The following is a 17,967-nucleotide window of genomic DNA, read 5'->3' as shown; positions in this document are numbered from 1 at the left end:
GTACATGCCAAGTAAATCAATAAAAGTACAAGGTGCTCGTGCACATAATTTAAAAAATGTAGATATTACCATTCCTAAAAATAAACTTGTGGTCTTAACAGGTTTATCTGGTTCAGGCAAATCCTCGCTTGCCTTTGATACAATTTACGCGGAGGGACAGCGACGTTATGTGGAATCACTCTCTGCTTATGCACGTCAATTTTTAGGGCAGATGGATAAACCGGATGTTGACTCGATTGAAGGGCTATCACCGGCGATATCAATTGATCAGAAGACAACGAGTAAAAATCCTAGGTCAACAGTCGGTACTGTTACAGAAATTTATGACTATCTGCGTTTGCTCTATGCACGTGTGGGGCGGCCAACATGTCCGAAACATGGTATTGAAATTAGCTCACAGACTGTTCAGCAAATGGTTGACCGCATTTTGGAATACCCGGAACGTACAAAAATGCAAATCTTGGCCCCTGTTGTTTCCGGACGCAAGGGGGAACATGTCAAAGTAATTGAAAATCTTAAGCAAGAAGGGTATGTTCGGATACGCGTTGACAACGAGATGCGTGAAGTCACAGATGATATCCAACTGGAGAAAAATAAGAAGCATTCAATTGAAGTAGTAATCGACCGAATTGTTGTGAAGGATGGTGTTGCTGGAAGGTTAAGTGATTCCATTGAGACAGCTCTTGGTTTAGGTGAAGGGAAAATTATTGTCGATGTCACTGGTGAAGAAGAATTGTTGTTCAACGAAAATCATGCATGTCCAATTTGTGGGTTTTCCATTGGCGAGTTGGAGCCTCGATTATTCTCGTTTAATAGTCCATTTGGCGCCTGCCCAACATGCGACGGATTAGGGACGAATCTGGAGGTTGACTTGGAATTGGTTATTCCGGACTGGGACAAGACATTAAACCAACATGCGATTGCAGCATGGGAACCAATCAGTTCTCAATATTATCCGCAACTGCTGAAAAGTGTCTGCAAACACTATGGTATTAATATGGATACGCCGGTGAAAAAGATTCCATCTGATCAAATGAATAAAATTCTTTATGGAAGCGGCAAAGAGAAAATCCATTTTTATTATGAGAATGACTTTGGCAATATACGTGATAATAATATTTTATTTGAAGGTGTGATGAAAAATATAGCACGCCGGTATCGGGAAACATCATCTGATTTTATCCGTGAAACATTGGAAAAGTATATGGCTCAGACGAACTGCCCAACATGTGATGGATATCGCTTAAAAGAGGGTGCGCTTGCTGTAATGGTTAATAACAGGCATATCAGCCAGGTCACCGACTACTCCATCATGGAGGCTAAGGACTTTTTCCAAAATCTTGACCTGACTGAGAAGGAAGAAAAAATTGCTCGCATGATATTGAAAGAAATATGTGATCGATTGGACTTTTTAAATAATGTTGGTCTGGATTATTTAACGATGTCTCGTTCAGCTGGGTCATTGTCTGGGGGCGAGGCACAGCGGATTCGACTAGCAACTCAAATTGGGTCTGCACTTACAGGTGTTCTTTATGTTCTGGATGAACCTTCAATTGGCCTTCATCAACGTGATAATGATCGCTTAATTAGTACCTTAAAACAAATGCGTGATTTAGATAATACGTTGATTGTGGTTGAGCATGATGAAGATACGATGCTTGCTGCTGATCATCTTATTGATATTGGGCCTGGGGCTGGAGAACACGGTGGTGAGATAGTTGCAAGCGGTACACCAGATAAAGTAATGAAAAATAAAAAGTCCCTTACCGGAAAATATTTAGCTGGTGAAAAGTATGTTCCATTGCCATCAAAGCGTCGCAAGCGGTCAAAACGCAATATCGAAATAGTAGGTGCTGAAGAGAATAACCTGAAAAATGTTACAGCTAAATTTCCAATTGGACTGCTTACTGTTGTTACAGGTGTATCCGGATCTGGTAAAAGTACACTGGTAAATGATATTTTATACAAATCATTAGCTAAACAGCTAAACCGTGCAAAACTTAAACCTGGAAACCATAAAAAAATAAATGGCATTAAACATGTTGAAAAGATTATCGATATTAACCAAGCCCCAATTGGACGGACACCACGTTCGAATCCGGCAACATATACAGGTGTGTTTGATAATGTCCGTGATGTCTTTGCACAAACAAATGAGGCTAAGGTTCGTGGCTATAAAAAAGGACGTTTTAGTTTTAATGTAAAAGGTGGTCGCTGTGAAGCATGCCGAGGCGACGGCATTATTAAAATTGAAATGCATTTTCTGCCTGATGTGTATGTACCGTGTGAAGTATGTCATGGGAAACGGTATAATCGGGAAACATTAGAAGTGAAATATAAAGGGAAAAATATTTCTGAAGTACTTGAAATGACAATTGAAGAAGCATTGGACTTTTTCGCAAACATCCCGAAAATAAAACGGAAACTGCAAACAATTTATGATGTAGGACTCGGCTATATTAAGCTTGGACAGCCTGCAACAACGTTATCCGGTGGTGAAGCACAACGGGTTAAATTGGCGAGTGAACTTCATAAACGTTCAGAAGGCAAGTCATTTTACATTCTGGATGAACCGACAACTGGGTTGCATGTTGATGATATCAAGCGGTTGCTGAGTGTACTGCAACGGCTGGTTGATAATGGTGATTCCGTGTTGATCATCGAACATAACATGGATGTGGTAAAGACAGCTGATCATATAATCGATCTCGGACCAGAGGGTGGCGACCGCGGCGGTGAAATTATTGCAACGGGAACACCTGAGGAAATAGCAGATGCTGAGCATTCCTATACAGGACATTACTTGAAGCCTGTATTGGATCGCGACCGAAAACGAATGGAAGCAGACCTCGAGAAGCGGGAGAAAGTTGCTTCAAAATAGAACATAGGGTAGTGAGTCGCGTCAAGGCTTGCTATCCTTTTTTGATGATAGAGCGGAAGGGATCGAATATTGGAAGGGGAATAGGAATATCATCTGAGGAGAGAAGAAACATCAACTATAAGATAAAAGTTCATGCTACGGTAATTATGAAAAATCAACTTCCAGCAAATAACTCTGTGGTCAAAATTTTTGACGCGTTTACAACGTTTAGGTAAGGTTGAATAAGAAGGTGCTAGGGAGGAACATGTTGATGAAACCAATTGAGATTAAAAAAATGCAAAAGCTATTAGAAGGTTTTTCGAATAAAGATGTTTATGTTCATTTAGAAACAACAAATGGTGCTTATGCTAGCCATTTTGATGATAAGGCATATAATGTAGGAGCATATATCCGTAATGCAAAAGTAAATTTTTCCCAAGCTAAAATCGTAGGAAACGGAAAGACATATCGGGTGGGGTTAAAAATGGAAATAGGCTGGATTTATGCGGAAGGTTTGACAGACTGGACAATCCATGGTGATAACCAACTTTTGCTTGCTGGTCATGACCGTGAAGGTCGGTTAATGGTATCACTGCAAATCAGCGAAACCCCATTTCGCTACTAATTTAAGGGCTAGGTGAATTTAAATGGAAAAACATGTAGTTGTAATTTATCCGCATCCAGATGATGAGTCATTTGGTGCTGCTGGGACAATCACGAAATACCGTGAACAGGGTACTCCGGTGACATATTTTTGTGGAACGTTAGGTGAAATGGGAAGAAATATGGGATCCCCTACTTTTGCCAACCGGGAGACACTACCGGAAATTCGCAAAGAAGAGTTAATTAATGCGTGTAAACGACTTGATATTGATTTACGAATGCTAGGTTACCGTGATAAAACACTTGAGTTTGAAGACAGACGTGAGGTTGCCGAGCACCTAAAAGGACTTCTTGAAGAAGTCAATCCCAGTTTAGTAATAACGCATTACCCAGAACGTGCTGTACATCCAGATCATGATGCACTTGGGGCTGCAGCTATTGAAGCTGTCAGGCTGATGGCTCCTGAGGAACGTCCAACAGTATGGGCACAGCCTATTACAAATAATTATGTCGAGGAACTGGGTGAGCCGGATGTTAAGAACGATGTAACACCGTTTTTTGACCAGAAGATGGATGCTATTCTTGCCCATGAGTCTCAGGCAAGTGGGATACTAAACAAATTTAAGGAAAACCCTGAACTGGATGATGATCTCAAAGAGGAAGCGAAAAAACGTTTAGGAAAAGAGCATTTTTATATTTGGAAATTTGACTGAGGACTATTAAGGAGGATCCAAAATGAGCAGAAAATTATTCCGTTCAAAATCTGATGCTATGATTGGAGGAATCTGTGGTGGACTTGGCGAATACTTTGGTATTGATTCGACAATTGTCCGTCTATTATTCGTAGCGGGAATATTTTTAGGTGGAGGCGCCATATTTATTTACCTAATAGCTATGATCATTATTCCGAAAGAAGGGGAGGTGCGTTAATGCTGCTACGCTGGTTTCTATCGATCTTTTTGAATGCAGTTGCGTTAATTGCAGTAGCACAGTTATTTGAAGGCTTTCAGCTGGAAGGCTTCGGCACAGCTATTTTAGCAAGTGTTATATTGGCCATTTTAAATATGATTGTTAAACCAATTTTAGTTGTATTGACTCTACCGATTACTTTCTTAACACTTGGTTTATTCCTGTTCGTCATTAATGCAATAACGCTAATGATTACTCAATCTATAATGGATGCTTCGTTTGTTATCGCTGGATTTGGAACGGCTGTTATTGCTGCGGTGATTATCTCAATCTTAAACTTACTATTAAACAGGTTAGTGAAGGATACAATGAAATAAACCTTAAAATCGCAGGATAGCTACCTGCGATTTTTTCGTTCAATTTATATCAAGTTTCTTTTAGTAAGGCTAATTCCGTAAATTTTATTGCTCCTTAAACCCAAAAACTGGTAATTATTGTTGAAAATTACTGAAGTGCTATGACACCGCTGCGGAAATACACTACGCGCACCTAGGGCAACGCTTCAGCGTCCTCGGAAGCAATAACCGCTTCCTGCGGGATCTTCAGCTATTGCTACGACGAATAGGACGTTCTAGTACCGGCGTTGGTCACAGGACGTGACCGGTTTTAGCCGGTTCCCGCAGGAGTCTCCATGTATTTCCTCCGCTGGGTTTTGTTCACTTTATCCTGTAAATTAGTAATGCTTATTGTGACATTACTTCTTAGCCATAGGGAACACTTCAGCCCTCTAATCAAGAAATCTCAACCAGTGGTGGCTTTCTGATTAATGCGTAGTGATAGTCCATGAGTCCGCAGCGTTGGATTAGCACTCATCTTATAAAGAATGGAAGGAAATCACGATAAAGCTACGTCACAGTTTATACCTTTTGTATCAACAGCAAAAAACTTTTAGAAAATTGCCTGTATCAAACTTTCCCGATACTTCAACAACTAAAAATATGCTACAATGAAAATCAGTAATTGTACATATCATTGGAGGTTTCTATAGATGGTTAAAGTCCGTACGAAAGATTTACTGGAGAATTTTAATCTGACCTTGGTTGCTGGGGAAGATGGGATACATAGAGAAATTACTACGAGCGATATTTCCCGTCCAGGAATTGAGATGACAGGATATTTTAAGTATTATCCTAAGGAACGGTTACAGCTGGTAGGAAAGACAGAAATGGCATATTTCCTTGATCTGACAGACGAAAATAAAAGAAGTCGCGCGGAACAATTGTGCACGGATATAACCCCGGGAATAGTCGTGTCACGCGGAATGGATATTCCAGAGGTTTTGCTTGAGGCTGCGAATGCATCCGGGGTACCAATTTTACACTCTCCACGTAAAACAACCCGAGTCATAAGCAGACTTACGAACTATCTGGAAGCAAAGTTTGCCCCGTTCACTGCAATTCATGGTGTATTAGTTGATATTAATGGTGTAGGTGTGCTGATAACGGGACAAAGCGGGGTTGGTAAGAGTGAGACGGCACTTGAGTTAGTTAAGCGAGGGCATCGTCTCATTGCTGATGATAGTGTGGAAATTCGCCAAGAGGACTATGATAGTTTAATCGGTAATCCACCACCACTAATTGAGCATCTATTGGAAATACGTGGGCTTGGTATTATCAATGTTATGACTCTTTTCGGTGCGGGTTCAGTAAGGAGCTTTAAAAAAATATCATTGATTATAAACTTGGAACTATGGGATGAGCAAAAACAGTATGACCGTTTAGGTTTAGACGAAGAAACAATGAAAATAATGGATGTCAATCTTCCAAAAGCAACGATTCCGGTTCGTCCTGGACGAAATCTTGCTGTAATTATTGAAGTTGCAGCGATGAATTTCAGGTTGAAACGAATGGGTGTAAATGCTGCTGAAGAATTCTCTGACAGGCTTACAACGATGATTGATCAGGAAAAAGATGAATCAACAGATGAATAGGAGTGATTGGATTGAGTTGTAGTGCACCAGCGTTGGATCGTATCTTTTTGGATATTGGTCCATTAACGATTTATTGGTATGGAGTAATTATTGCAGCGGGAGCATTTATAGGATTGTATTTAGCCACTAAGGAATCGGATCGACTAGGTCTTCAAAAAGATTTGATGGTCGATATGATTGTATTTGCTATTCCTATTTCAATTATTTTCGCCCGTATTTACTATGTAATATTTGAATGGGACCGTTATACTGGTGGTTCTTGGTGGGACGTTTTTGCAATCTGGGAAGGCGGAATAGCAATTCACGGCGCCCTGATTGGAGCAGTGCTGACAGCAATTGTATATGCACGCGTGAAGAAAGTTTCATTCTGGCAGTTGGCTGATATTGCAGCACCAAGTTTAATACTTGGACAAGCTATAGGTCGCTGGGGAAACTTTATGAACCAGGAAGCACATGGAGGACCACTCTCTGAAACTACATATAATAGTTTTCATCAGTATTTACCTGATTTCATTATGAATCAAATGTGTATTGATGGTGTGATGTACCACCCGACTTTCTTATATGAATCATTTTGGAATATAGTTGTACTCATTTTCTTACTCGTGTTGCGACGCAAGAATCCATTGCGTGGTGAAGTATTCATAAGCTACCTGATGGCATATTCAGTTGGGCGTTTCTTTATTGAAGGAATGCGGACTGACAGTCTTTATTTTGGACCTTTCCGTGTAGCACAGCTTATCTCGGTTGCTATTATTCTAATCGGAATAGTGGTAATTGTTTATCGTCGTAGAACAGGGAAGGCTAATAGACATTATGATGGCAAAAAAATAAAGAAGAAGAAGTAACTGAAAAGAGGGATGAATGATTGGCTGGGATTTTTAACCGTGGCTTGCAGCAAGGTCTTCGAGTTACATGGACATTAGGAAAAGTTATTTTTCCAGTTACATTAATTGTGACCATTTTACAACATACACCGATACTGCCATGGATTATTGACCAGATTAGCCCTATTATGGGTTTGCTTGGGCTAAGTGGAGAGGCAGCAGTGCCATTGGTATTGGGAAATTCACTAAATTTATACGCTGGAATTGCTGCGATTGTATCGTTTGATTTCACGATAAAAGAAGTCTTCATATTAGCTGTAATGCTGTCTTTTTCGCATAACCTGTTTATCGAATCGACCGTGGCTGCAAAAGTAGGTGTAAGCTGGTGGCTTATTTCGGGAATTAGGGTATCATTGGCACTTATTTCAGCAGTTACGATTAACCTACTTTGGAATGGTGGAGCTGAGCAAGCACAATATGGTCTTATTTCTGCACCAGGTGTCGAACTTAATGGCTGGAATGAAATTTTGCTACAGGGCTTTCAAACCGCTGTTGTAGCAGTCGTACAGCTGGCACTAATCGTAATTCCGCTCATGGTATTCATGCAGTATTTGCGTGAAAAAGGCTGGCTGACTATTTTTTCAACTAAATTTGCCCCATTTACCAGAATGCTTGGTATGGAAAAGAATACATCAATGACACTTGTAGCTGGACTGACAATTGGCCTTGCATATGGTGCAGGCCTCATGATTCAGGCAGTAGAAGAAGACGGAGTATCGCGGCGTGATATGTATCTTGCGTTAATATTTCTTGTTTCCTGTCACGCGGTAGTGGAGGATACGTTAATATTTATTCCGCTTGGTATTCCTGTATTGCCATTACTGTTAATTCGCTTGGTAACGGCAATACTATTAACAGCAAGTGTAGCGTTTGTTTGGCGGCGCATCGATAATCGAAAAAGAAAGGACACATCTCATGAACATTCATACAATACTCTTTGATCTTGACGGTACTCTAATCGATACGAATGAACTGATTATTGCATCGTTCATGCATACATTTGAACACTATGGAAGAGAACTTTCCCGTAAAGAAGCAATTGAGTTTATCGGACCACCTTTAAAAGACACATTCCATCAGATCGATCCCAATCAGGTGGAGAAAATGGTTGAAACATACCGGGAGCATAATTTATACCATCATGATAATTATGTAACAGCTTTCCCAAACGTTGTCGAAACGATTGATCAGCTTAAAGAGAAAGATTATAAGCTCGGAATCGTTACGACTAAAATGAATCGAACAGTTGAAATGGGGCTGAAAGTTACTGGTTTGTCTAAGTACTTTGAAACCATTATTACTTTAGATGATGTCACTCATGCGAAGCCACATCCTGAACCGGTTTTAAAAGCCATGCAGGAATTAGATGCATCTGCCAACGAAACACTTATGGTCGGGGATAATCATCATGACATTGATACGGGCAAAAATGCTGGCGTGCAAACGGCTGGCGTTGCCTGGTCATTGAAGGGTAAGGAGAAGTTATCCGAGTATAAGCCAACATATATGCTAGATGATATGCAGGATCTGCTCAAAATATTGGGAGTGTAAGTTATGCGTAAAACCAATCGATACCTAGTTACCCATGCCAACTCGCTATGGCAAATATATAAAACAGTGTCATTCTGGAAGGTGGCAAAAAACTTTATCATAATTCAGCTTGGTCGGTACACCCCTTTTTTAAGTATGAAAAATTGGCTATATCGCACGTTTTTACGAATGAAGGTAGGGAAACAAACAGCATTTGCACTAATGGTAATGCCAGACGTAATGTTTCCGGAAAAAATAACAGTCGGGGCAAATAGTATAATCGGATACAATACAACTATCCTAGCGCATGAATACTTGATAAAAGAGTACCGGATTGGTGAAGTTATCATAGGTGATGAAGTGCTAATAGGGGCGAACGCTACAATTCTTCCAGGCATATCAATCGGTGATGGAGCAGTGGTATCAGCAGGAACGCTCGTGAATAAGGATGTCCCACCGGGGGTGTTTGTCGGTGGCAATCCGATGCAGCTTATTTATACGAAAGAAGAGATGGAGAAGCAGATGGAAAAAGAATAATGTCGATGGAGGGTATAAAATGGAAATTCCTACAGGTGTCTTACCAGCGATTCGAAATATGAAGGACTTTGATAAGGCGTTGGAATCAAGCCATAATTTTATTGTATTATTGGAAACTCGACTATCCCAATTAAAGAGCTTAGTGGATTACACGAAGCGCTCAAATAAAAAGGTGTTAGTACACTTTGATTTAATTCAAGGCTTAAAAGCAGATGAATATGGAATGGAATATTTGTTACGCGAGGTAAAGCCAGATGGAATATTGTCAACTAGAGGAAACATTATTAAACTTGCAAAAAAACATAAGTTACTAGCTATTCAGCGTATGTTTTTACTAGATAGTATGGCACTAGATCATAATCTTAAGTTAGTTGATCGTTTCAAGCCTGATTGCATTGAGGTACTGCCAGGCCTTATGACAAGTATCGTTAAAAAGATAAGTCAGGAAAGTAATATCCCCGTCATTGCAGGTGGTCTAATAAATGAAGAGGAAGAAGTATCTGGAGTAATGGAGGCAGGGGCTATTGCAGTATCCACTTCGAATTCTCGATTATGGGAATTTCAATAACTATAAAAGTTATTGAAATTTTCAGTTATGTGCAGTATAATTCGGGATAGAATGATAGCGCTTACAAAAATGACACCATTAAACTATTTAGGAGTGGTTTTGTATGGCTAGTAACAGAGCGGTAGTGTATGTCAAGCCAGGAGAGGTGGAGGTACAAGATACGAGTTATCCGGATTTAATCTTGCGGGATGGTCCTGGGGTGAACCCACTGAATGTCGGCAGAAAATGTAATCACGGGGTAATTATTAAGGTTGTTACAACAAACATCTGTGGTAGTGATCAACATATGGTAAGAGGACGAACGACTGCACCGAGTGGTTTAGTGTTAGGTCATGAGATTACAGGTGAGGTTGTGGAGACAGGAAGCGATGTTGAATTTATTAAGAAAGGTGATTTAGTATCAGTTCCGTTTAATATTGCGTGTGGGCGTTGTACGAGCTGCAGAAGACAAGACACACATATTTGTGAAAATGTAAATCCCGATCGACCTGGTTCAGCATATGGTTATGTAGATATGGGTGGCTGGGTTGGTGGTCAGTCCGAATATGTTATGGTACCATATGCGGATTTTCAACTATTAAAATTTCCTGATAAAGACCAGGCAATGGATAAAATTCTTGATTTAACGATGCTTTCTGATATTTTCCCAACCGGATATCATGGAGCGGTAAGTGCAGGAGTTAAAACTGGGTCAACTGTTTATGTTGCAGGGGCAGGACCTGTAGGATTAGCGGCTGCACATTCGGCTCAATTATTAGGAGCGTCAGTCGTTATTGTTGGAGATTTAATTGAAGAACGTTTGGCACAAGCAAGAAGCTTTGGTTGTGAAACGGTAAATTTACGTGAGCATGATGATCTTGGTGAACAGCTTGAGGAAATTCTGGGAGTACCAGAAGTTGACTGTGCTGTTGATGCGGTTGGATTTGAGGCAAGCGGTCATGGGGAAGATGCAGGAGAAGCGCCAGCCACCGTGCTGAACTCTATTATGGGAGCAACAAGGGCAGGAGGACGTCTAGGAATTCCAGGACTATATGTAACAGGTGATCCTGGTTCCAAGGATTCGGATGCTAAAGAGGGAACATTAAAAATTCGCTTTGGTTTAGGTTTTGCAAAAGCACATACGTTTGTAACGGGGCAAACGCCTGTGATGAAATACCATAGGGATCTAATGAAGGCAATTCTAAGTGGTAACGCCCAAATTGCGAAGGCTGTAAACGCTACATTAATCTCACTTGACCAAGCTTCAGACGGTTATAAGCAGTTTGATGGAGGGGCATCAAAAAAATTTGTTATTGATCCACATGGGATGGTTAGAGCGTAATCAAAGCAAGCTAAAAGTTAATTGTAAAAAAACATTGACAGCGGTTACATGTTGAGGTAAGATTATATTTAACAAGTTAAGAACGTGGTGGAGACATGGAGACCCACACTGCAACAGTACTTTGAAAGAAGTACGCTTATTGCAGTGTGGGTCTTTTTCGTGCTATCTATTAATCTACTCAATTCTACTCCGCGTTTTCTAGCTTAATAATTTAATAAAGGGGAGTGTTTTAAATTGCCGGAATTTTTAGCTGAAGTAATTGGTACGATGATTCTGATAATCCTGGGGGGAGGAGTAGTTGGTGGAGTTGTATTAAAGAAATCGAAAGCAGAAGACGCAGGTTGGGTAGTTATTACAATTGGCTGGGGTCTTGGTGTAACAATGGGGGTATATGCTGTTGGTAGTTTTACTGGAGCACACATAAACCCTGCGGTTACACTTGGATTTGCGGCTGCAGGAGAGTTTCCTTGGTCTAAGGTTCCAATGTATATATCAGCTCAAATGGTTGGAGCGTTCATTGGTGCAGTTGTTGTCTTTTTAAATTATCTACCACATTGGAAAGAAACAAAGGATCAAGGCGCAAAATTAGCAGTATTCTCAACTGACCCTGCTGTACGAAGTCCTTTTTCCAATTTAGTTAGTGAGATAATTGGAACTTTTATTCTACTAATGGGACTAATGTTTATTGGTGCTAACGAATTTACGGAAGGTTTGAACCCATTAATTGTTGGATTATTGATTGTTGCAATTGGTATGTCACTAGGTGGAGCTACTGGGTATGCCATTAATCCAGCACGTGACCTGGGTCCAAGAATTGCCCATGCACTACTTCCTATACCAGGAAAAGGCGGATCTGATTGGAAATATAGCTGGGTTCCAATAGTAGGACCGATTCTTGGTGGTGTTTATGGTGCAGTATTCTATAGAGCAATATTTTTAGGCGAATACTCAGTATTATTTTGGATTTTAAGTGCAGTTATTGCTGTAATTTTATTCGGAGCTACTAGCGCAGAACTGAAAAAAGGAAATACAGTTGCAGACAATGTAGAGAAGAAAATTAGCTAAGGAGGAATTTCATAATGAAAAAAGAGTATATTTTATCGTTAGACCAAGGTACGACAAGTTCAAGAGCAATTCTGTTTGATCATGATGGTGCAATTGTGGAAACAGCTCAGAAAGAGTTTGAACAGTTCTTTCCAAAACCAGGGTGGGTAGAGCATGATGCAAATGAAATATGGACTTCAGTTCTTGCTTGTATTGCAGAAGTACTACGAAAGTCAGAAGTTGATCCTAATCAAATTGCTGGTATTGGTATAACAAACCAACGAGAAACAACGGTTGTTTGGGACAAAAATACTGGAAAGCCAATCTATAAAGCTATCGTTTGGCAATCTCGGCAGACAGAGGATATATGTAAAGAATTACGTGCAAAGGATTACAATGACTTGTTCAGAGAAAAAACTGGCCTGCTGTTAGATCCATATTTCTCTGGTACAAAGGTAAAATGGATTTTGGATAATGTGGAAGGTGCAAGGGAGAAGGCGGAAAATGGTGATCTGTTGTTTGGCACAATGGATACATGGATTGTGCATAAACTTTCTGGTGGTAAAGCACATATTACCGATTACTCGAATGCATCCAGGACTTTAATGTTCAACATTTATGATCTTAAATGGGATGATGAATTACTCGAGATTTTAAATATACCTAAAAGTATGCTGCCAGAAGTCAAACAATCTTCTGAAGTCTATGCCAACACAATTGACTATCATTTCTTTGGACATGAAGTTCCGATTGCTGGGATTGCAGGTGATCAGCAAGCGGCATTATTTGGGCAAGCCTGTTTTGATAAAGGGATGGCGAAAAACACATATGGTACAGGCTGTTTCATGTTAATGAACACTGGCGAAGAAGGTGTGAAATCTGACAATGGTTTGCTAACAACATTAGCCTGGGGCGTTGACGGTAAAGTGGAATATGCGTTAGAAGGCAGTATCTTTGTAGCGGGTTCAGCAGTACAATGGCTGCGTGATGGACTGAAGGTTATTGAAAACGCACCCCAGACAGAAGAGTTAGCAAAACAAGTAGATTCAACAGATGGGGTTTACATGGTACCAGCTTTTGTTGGACTAGGTACTCCATATTGGGATAGTGATGCAAGAGGTGCTGTTTTTGGTCTAACACGTGGAACTACAAAGGAACATTTTGTTCGTGCAACACTTGAATCACTTGCATATCAAACAAAAGATGTATTGGATGCAATGATTGCAGATTCTGGGATCAATTTAAAAACACTTCGAGTAGACGGAGGAGCGGTTAAGAATAATTTCCTAATGCAGTTCCAAAGTGATGTTTTAGGTGTACCAGTTGAACGTCCTGTAGTTCAGGAGACTACAGCCCTAGGAGCAGCATATCTCGCTGGCTTGGCAGTGGGTTACTGGAAAGACAAAGAGGAAATTGCGTCACAGTGGAAGACAGATCAAATGTTCAATAATGATATGGAAAAAGAAGAACGTGATATGTTATATGGTGGTTGGCAAAAAGCTGTAGAAGCAACAAGAAAATTTAAGTAATTTGTAGAAGGAGAGAAGTCATGATATCCAAATGGGGCTATGTGAATTTCTCTCTTTTTTATCAAAATAGTGGAGGGTGTACATTATGAAAAAAATTATCAATAACCCAGACTTGGCTTTGCAGGAGATGGTTGAAGGATTCGTTGCAGCATATCCTAGCGATGTTAAGCAGTTACCTGAAACAACAGTAATTGTCAGAAAAGATGCACCTGTATCTAATAAAGTTGGGATTGTTAGTGGTGGAGGAAGTGGTCATGAGCCCGCGCATGCTGGCTATATAGGAAAAGGGATGCTTGATGCTGCAGTATCAGGTGAAGTATTTACCTCTCCAACCCCTGACCAAGTTCTTGAGGCAATTAAAGCAGTTGATGGTGGAAAGGGTGTGTTTTTAGTCATTAAGAATTACACCGGTGATGTGATAAATTTTGAAATGGCTGCAGAACTGGCAGAGGCAGAGGGAATTGAAGTTGAAAAAGTAGTTGTCAATGATGATGTTGCAGTTGAAGATAGTTCATTTACTACTGGAAGAAGAGGGATTGCGGGAACTGTATTTGTTCATAAAATTGCAGGCGCGATAGCTGAACAAGGAGGGTCAATACAAGAAGTAAAAGCTGTTGCCAAAAAAGTGGTTGAAAATGTTCGTTCTATGGGTATGGCTCTTACATCATGTGTTGTGCCTGCTGCAGGGAGACCTAGTTTTTACTTGGAAGATAATGAAATGGAGATAGGGATTGGTATCCATGGAGAGCCTGGTATTGAACGGAAGGAAATGGCTACTGCACATGAAATTGCGAAAGAACTTACCGAGAAAGTTCTAAATGATAGGGATTTCTCGGACAGTGATGTTGCAGTTATGGTAAATGGCTTAGGTGCGACACCTGAAATGGAACTGTATATCGTGAATAAAAGCGTCCAAAAAATCTTGAAGGAAAAAGGAATTAAGGTTTACAAAACGTTTGTAGGTGAGTATATGACATCATTAGAGATGGCAGGCTGTTCAGTATCATTATTAAAGCTAGATGACGAAATAAAGTCATTACTTAATGCAGAGTCGTCAGCACCTGCTTTTCGTATCTAAAGGAGTGTATGACATGGGATTACAAGTAACCGAAGCAGTTGAATGGATGGAAAAAATTAATGAAAAAATCCATACAAAAAAAGAATATCTAACATCCCTTGATCAACCAATTGGTGATGGTGATCATGGTATCAACATGGCACGCGGATTCAAGGAAGTAAGCAATAAAATCACGAAGCAGGAATATGAAACTGTTACAGATTTATTAAAAGATGTAGCTATGACATTAATGTCTAAAGTCGGTGGTGCTTCCGGGCCACTATTTGGGACGGCATTTCTAAAAATGTCCTTGGCAGCAAATGGGAGTGATACGATCGATCACGATAACATTACCAGGATGTTGGAAGAAGCGGTTAATGGTGTCAAGCAGCGAGGAAAGGCTACAGAAGGCGAGAAGACACTTATTGATGTTTGGTCGCCTATGGCTGAGTATTTCAAGAAAGTCGATCGTTTTAAAGCAAGTGAAATAGCAGGTGAAGCAAAGAAGGCCATGGAAAATACAAAAGATATTATGGCAACTAAGGGAAGAGCAGCTTATTTCAAGGAAAAATCAATTGGGCACATCGATCCAGGAGCGGCTACATCCTTTTATATTTTTGAGGCATTATCAGAAGTGATTGAAGATGGTGAAGAGTAATGTCTTACGTTGGTATTGTATTAATTTCGCATAGTAATAAAGTGGTTGAGGGAATAAAAGATATTATTCGCCAAGTGATTAAGGAAGTACCTATTGAAGTTGCTGGTGGTACGGAAGAAAATGATATTGGAACAAGCATTGGTAAGATACAGCTAGCTATAGACCGTGCAAATAACGGAAATGGTGTATTACTGTTTTATGATATTGGAAGTGCAAAGATGAATGCTGAAGTAGCTCTTGAAATAACGGGAATAGATAATATTAAAATAGTAGAAGCGCCATTACTTGAAGGAGCATATGTGGCAGCTGTGGAATCCGGCATGGGCAAGGATCTTGAAAATGTATATTCCGCTATAATGAAGGAGTTTGGGCAACATAATACTGGAGAAGTGAAAGATTAAATTGCTTTACCTACTTTGAAGAATTGTGCTACAATATAATTAAGTTAATAGATGTGTCGGAGAAACGGAGAAACCACAAATTGCTGATGATTAGTAGAGTTCATTAGTTTATTTTTGTGGTTTCTTTTTTTTTCTAGTATATATGTAAATGGCCTTTATAATGATAGTAATGAGGAGAGTGAAGTATTATGACAACTTTTTCAAGTTACCAAAGAGGTGAAGTTTTTCAACAGATTGAAGCAAAAGAACTTGATGTGCTAGTTATTGGTGGGGGCATTACTGGAGCAGGAATTGCATTAGACGCTACTACACGCGGGTTAAACACTGCTGTTGTGGAGATGCAGGATTTTGCTGCTGGTACTTCAAGCCGCTCGACCAAACTTGTTCATGGTGGTTTGCGATATCTAAAGCAGTATGAAGTTAAAATGGTTGCTGAGGTTGGAAAGGAACGGGAGATTGTCTATGAAAACGGCCCACACGTTACGACACCAGAATGGATGATGCTTCCTTTCTATCAAGGTGGTAACTTTGGACCATTTACTACAAGTATTGGGTTACGTGTTTATGATTTTTTAGCAGGAGTAAAGAAAGACGAGCGCAGGAAAATGTTAAAGCCTGGCGAAGCACTGGAAAAAGAACCCCTTGTTAACCAAAATAATCTTAAAGGTGCAGGCTACTACGTTGAATATAAAACAGATGATGCACGGCTCACGATTGAAGTTATCAAAAAGGCAGTCGAAAAAGGTGCACATGCAATTAATTATACGAAGGTCGTTGATTTTATTTATAGGTCCGGAAAAATTGAAGGTGCAGTAGTTGAGGATCAGATCAGTGGCGAAACACATAATATGTATGCTAAAAAAATAATCAATGCTGGTGGACCGTGGGTGGATGACCTGCGTGAAATTGATGGATCGAAACAGGGGAAATCACTGCAGTTAACAAAAGGAGTACACTTAGTGTTTTCAAAGGATAGGTTCCCTTTGCAGCAAGCTATCTATTTTGATGCACCTGATGGTCGAATGATTTTTGCCATACCTCGAAATAAAGTTACTTACGTCGGAACTACCGACACAAGTTTTGAAGGGGAAATATCACATCCAACTATGACTGTTGATGACCGCGACTACTTACTTGATACTATCAACTTTATGTTTCCTTCATTGGATATGACGAAAGATGACGTTGACTCGAGTTATGCAGGTGTACGGCCATTAATTGCTGAGGACGGAAAGGATCCGGGTGAAATTTCCCGGAAAGATGAAATCTTCATTGCTGATTCTGGTCTTATTTCAATGGCTGGTGGAAAATTAACAGGTTACCGTAAAATGGCGGAAGAGGCTGTTAATACCATTGTTGAACAGCTGAAAAAGGAGAATGGGATTTTATATTCTGAGTCCGATACAGAAGAATTGCCGATATCTGGAGGTGAAGTTGGCGGCTCTAAAGGGTTCCAACGCTTCAAGAATCGTAAAGTTGCCGAAGCAATTGCATTAGGGATTGATGAAGAAATAGCACTATTTTTAATTCAAAAATATGGCGCAAATATTGATAAAGTATTCGAACTTTATCAAGGAGAAAAGCCAACTGCGGATGAAGCTGGGATTGATCATGTAGTTTTTGCTGAACTAACATATGCGCTTGAGCATGAAATGGTTTTTAAACCAGTTGACTTTTTTGTACGGCGAACTGGAGCATTATTTTTCGATATTGATTTTGTAAGAACATATAAGGATAATGTTATTGATTATATGGCAGAAGCATTGCATTGGAGTGCAGACCAAAAAGAAGACTATACGGGCGAATTAGAACAGTTATTATATGAATCAGTAAATCCGGTTGAGTAAATTATCAGCCGGATTTTTATATTGGGCTGGGAGGTCGGGTAAGATGCCATGGTAAATAAAATGGCATTTTTTTTATTATTTAATTACGCACTATAAAATTTAAATGCTGTGGATAACTGGAAGTCCGAGCAAGCCACGTCCAGTTCAGGACGTACTAGTGTCGGTGACGCAATAGGATGTGGTATTTTCAAAGGCTAGCCGCCTAGCGGACTTCCACCCTGTGTCT

18 protein-coding genes are annotated in these 17,967 nt (G+C 40.0%); all 18 read left to right on the top strand.

Features of this window, described 5'->3' with window-relative positions; genetic code table 11:
- Positions 1-4: 4 nt before the first annotated feature.
- Complete coding sequence (gene uvrA / locus ACTWQM_RS00510; protein ID WP_443256213.1) at positions 5-2,881, top strand: excinuclease ABC subunit UvrA; 2,877 nt, start codon at positions 5-7, stop codon at positions 2,879-2,881.
- Between the two features lie 250 nt (positions 2,882-3,131).
- Positions 3,132-3,485 carry a YojF family protein gene (locus tag ACTWQM_RS00505; protein WP_443256212.1) on the top strand — a complete coding sequence of 118 codons (354 nt, stop codon included), beginning with the start codon at positions 3,132-3,134 and terminating at the stop codon, positions 3,483-3,485.
- A 22-nt stretch (positions 3,486-3,507) separates the two neighbouring features.
- Positions 3,508-4,176 (top strand): bacillithiol biosynthesis deacetylase BshB2, encoded by a 669-nt coding sequence (bshB2, locus tag ACTWQM_RS00500; RefSeq protein WP_443256211.1) that lies wholly within the window; start codon positions 3,508-3,510, stop codon positions 4,174-4,176.
- Positions 4,177-4,198: 22 nt separating this feature from the next.
- Positions 4,199-4,393 (top strand): PspC domain-containing protein, encoded by a 195-nt coding sequence (locus ACTWQM_RS00495; RefSeq protein WP_443256210.1) that lies wholly within the window; start codon positions 4,199-4,201, stop codon positions 4,391-4,393.
- On the top strand, positions 4,393-4,749 hold the full coding sequence (locus ACTWQM_RS00490) for a phage holin family protein (protein ID WP_443256209.1): 357 nt from the start codon (positions 4,393-4,395) through the stop codon (positions 4,747-4,749). The genes ACTWQM_RS00495 and ACTWQM_RS00490 overlap by 1 nt, the downstream gene beginning before the upstream one ends.
- Before the next feature lie 671 nt (positions 4,750-5,420).
- Positions 5,421-6,362 carry an HPr(Ser) kinase/phosphatase gene (gene hprK, locus ACTWQM_RS00485; protein ID WP_443256208.1) on the top strand — a complete coding sequence of 314 codons (942 nt, stop codon included), beginning with the start codon at positions 5,421-5,423 and terminating at the stop codon, positions 6,360-6,362.
- A gap of 11 nt (positions 6,363-6,373) precedes the next feature.
- Entirely contained in the window at positions 6,374-7,210 is an 837-nt protein-coding gene (gene lgt / locus ACTWQM_RS00480; RefSeq protein WP_443256207.1) for a prolipoprotein diacylglyceryl transferase, read from the top strand.
- A gap of 20 nt (positions 7,211-7,230) precedes the next feature.
- Positions 7,231-8,190: a nucleoside recognition domain-containing protein gene (locus tag ACTWQM_RS00475; RefSeq protein WP_443256206.1), complete on the top strand. Its 960-nt coding sequence runs from the start codon at positions 7,231-7,233 to the stop codon at positions 8,188-8,190.
- Positions 8,165-8,800 carry a pyrophosphatase PpaX gene (gene ppaX, locus ACTWQM_RS00470; RefSeq protein WP_443256205.1) on the top strand — a complete coding sequence of 212 codons (636 nt, stop codon included), beginning with the start codon at positions 8,165-8,167 and terminating at the stop codon, positions 8,798-8,800. The genes ACTWQM_RS00475 and ppaX overlap by 26 nt, the downstream gene beginning before the upstream one ends.
- A gap of 3 nt (positions 8,801-8,803) precedes the next feature.
- Entirely contained in the window at positions 8,804-9,316 is a 513-nt protein-coding gene (locus ACTWQM_RS00465) for an acyltransferase (RefSeq protein ID WP_443256204.1), read from the top strand.
- A gap of 19 nt (positions 9,317-9,335) precedes the next feature.
- Positions 9,336-9,884, top strand: coding sequence for a glycerol-3-phosphate responsive antiterminator (locus ACTWQM_RS00460; protein WP_443256203.1), 549 nt, complete (start codon positions 9,336-9,338; stop codon positions 9,882-9,884).
- A gap of 103 nt (positions 9,885-9,987) precedes the next feature.
- Positions 9,988-11,205 (top strand): formaldehyde dehydrogenase, glutathione-independent, encoded by a 1,218-nt coding sequence (fdhA, locus tag ACTWQM_RS00455; RefSeq protein ID WP_443256202.1) that lies wholly within the window; start codon positions 9,988-9,990, stop codon positions 11,203-11,205.
- A gap of 234 nt (positions 11,206-11,439) precedes the next feature.
- Positions 11,440-12,270, top strand: coding sequence for an MIP/aquaporin family protein (locus tag ACTWQM_RS00450; protein WP_443256201.1), 831 nt, complete (start codon positions 11,440-11,442; stop codon positions 12,268-12,270).
- A 14-nt stretch (positions 12,271-12,284) separates the two neighbouring features.
- A complete protein-coding gene (gene glpK, locus ACTWQM_RS00445; protein WP_443256200.1) occupies positions 12,285-13,778 on the top strand; it encodes a glycerol kinase GlpK in 1,494 nt (497 codons plus the stop codon).
- An 85-nt stretch (positions 13,779-13,863) separates the two neighbouring features.
- Positions 13,864-14,856, top strand: coding sequence for a dihydroxyacetone kinase subunit DhaK (gene dhaK / locus ACTWQM_RS00440; protein ID WP_443256199.1), 993 nt, complete (start codon positions 13,864-13,866; stop codon positions 14,854-14,856).
- A 13-nt stretch (positions 14,857-14,869) separates the two neighbouring features.
- Entirely contained in the window at positions 14,870-15,493 is a 624-nt protein-coding gene (gene dhaL / locus ACTWQM_RS00435) for a dihydroxyacetone kinase subunit DhaL (RefSeq protein WP_443256198.1), read from the top strand.
- A complete protein-coding gene (gene dhaM, locus ACTWQM_RS00430; RefSeq protein ID WP_443256197.1) occupies positions 15,493-15,894 on the top strand; it encodes a dihydroxyacetone kinase phosphoryl donor subunit DhaM in 402 nt (133 codons plus the stop codon). Before dhaL ends, dhaM begins: the two co-directional genes overlap by 1 nt.
- Before the next feature lie 188 nt (positions 15,895-16,082).
- Positions 16,083-17,741 (top strand): glycerol-3-phosphate dehydrogenase/oxidase, encoded by a 1,659-nt coding sequence (locus tag ACTWQM_RS00425; RefSeq protein ID WP_443256196.1) that lies wholly within the window; start codon positions 16,083-16,085, stop codon positions 17,739-17,741.
- Positions 17,742-17,967 lie beyond the last annotated feature (226 nt).

This window comes from Virgibacillus sp. L01, assembly GCF_052246775.1.
Classification (GTDB): domain Bacteria; phylum Bacillota; class Bacilli; order Bacillales; family Amphibacillaceae; genus Lentibacillus.
Note: the sequence above shows the minus strand (reverse complement) of the source record. Positions and strands in the feature narration are given on the sequence as shown.

Excerpts from the sequence above, each read along its gene's own strand:
- uvrA (WP_443256213.1), top strand. The coding sequence starts at position 5 with ATGCCAAGTAAATCAATAAAAGTACAAGGTGCTCGTGCACATAATTTA.
- ACTWQM_RS00505 (WP_443256212.1), top strand. The coding sequence starts at position 3,132 with ATGAAACCAATTGAGATTAAAAAAATGCAAAAGCTATTAGAAGGTTTT.
- bshB2 (WP_443256211.1), top strand. The coding sequence starts at position 3,508 with ATGGAAAAACATGTAGTTGTAATTTATCCGCATCCAGATGATGAGTCA.
- ACTWQM_RS00495 (WP_443256210.1), top strand. The coding sequence starts at position 4,199 with ATGAGCAGAAAATTATTCCGTTCAAAATCTGATGCTATGATTGGAGGA.
- ACTWQM_RS00490 (WP_443256209.1), top strand. The coding sequence starts at position 4,393 with ATGCTGCTACGCTGGTTTCTATCGATCTTTTTGAATGCAGTTGCGTTA.
- hprK (WP_443256208.1), top strand. The coding sequence starts at position 5,421 with ATGGTTAAAGTCCGTACGAAAGATTTACTGGAGAATTTTAATCTGACC.
- ppaX (WP_443256205.1), top strand. The coding sequence starts at position 8,165 with ATGAACATTCATACAATACTCTTTGATCTTGACGGTACTCTAATCGAT.
- ACTWQM_RS00465 (WP_443256204.1), top strand. The coding sequence starts at position 8,804 with ATGCGTAAAACCAATCGATACCTAGTTACCCATGCCAACTCGCTATGG.
- ACTWQM_RS00460 (WP_443256203.1), top strand. The coding sequence starts at position 9,336 with ATGGAAATTCCTACAGGTGTCTTACCAGCGATTCGAAATATGAAGGAC.
- fdhA (WP_443256202.1), top strand. The coding sequence starts at position 9,988 with ATGGCTAGTAACAGAGCGGTAGTGTATGTCAAGCCAGGAGAGGTGGAG.
- glpK (WP_443256200.1), top strand. The coding sequence starts at position 12,285 with ATGAAAAAAGAGTATATTTTATCGTTAGACCAAGGTACGACAAGTTCA.
- dhaK (WP_443256199.1), top strand. The coding sequence starts at position 13,864 with ATGAAAAAAATTATCAATAACCCAGACTTGGCTTTGCAGGAGATGGTT.
- dhaL (WP_443256198.1), top strand. The coding sequence starts at position 14,870 with ATGGGATTACAAGTAACCGAAGCAGTTGAATGGATGGAAAAAATTAAT.
- dhaM (WP_443256197.1), top strand. The coding sequence starts at position 15,493 with ATGTCTTACGTTGGTATTGTATTAATTTCGCATAGTAATAAAGTGGTT.
- ACTWQM_RS00425 (WP_443256196.1), top strand. The coding sequence starts at position 16,083 with ATGACAACTTTTTCAAGTTACCAAAGAGGTGAAGTTTTTCAACAGATT.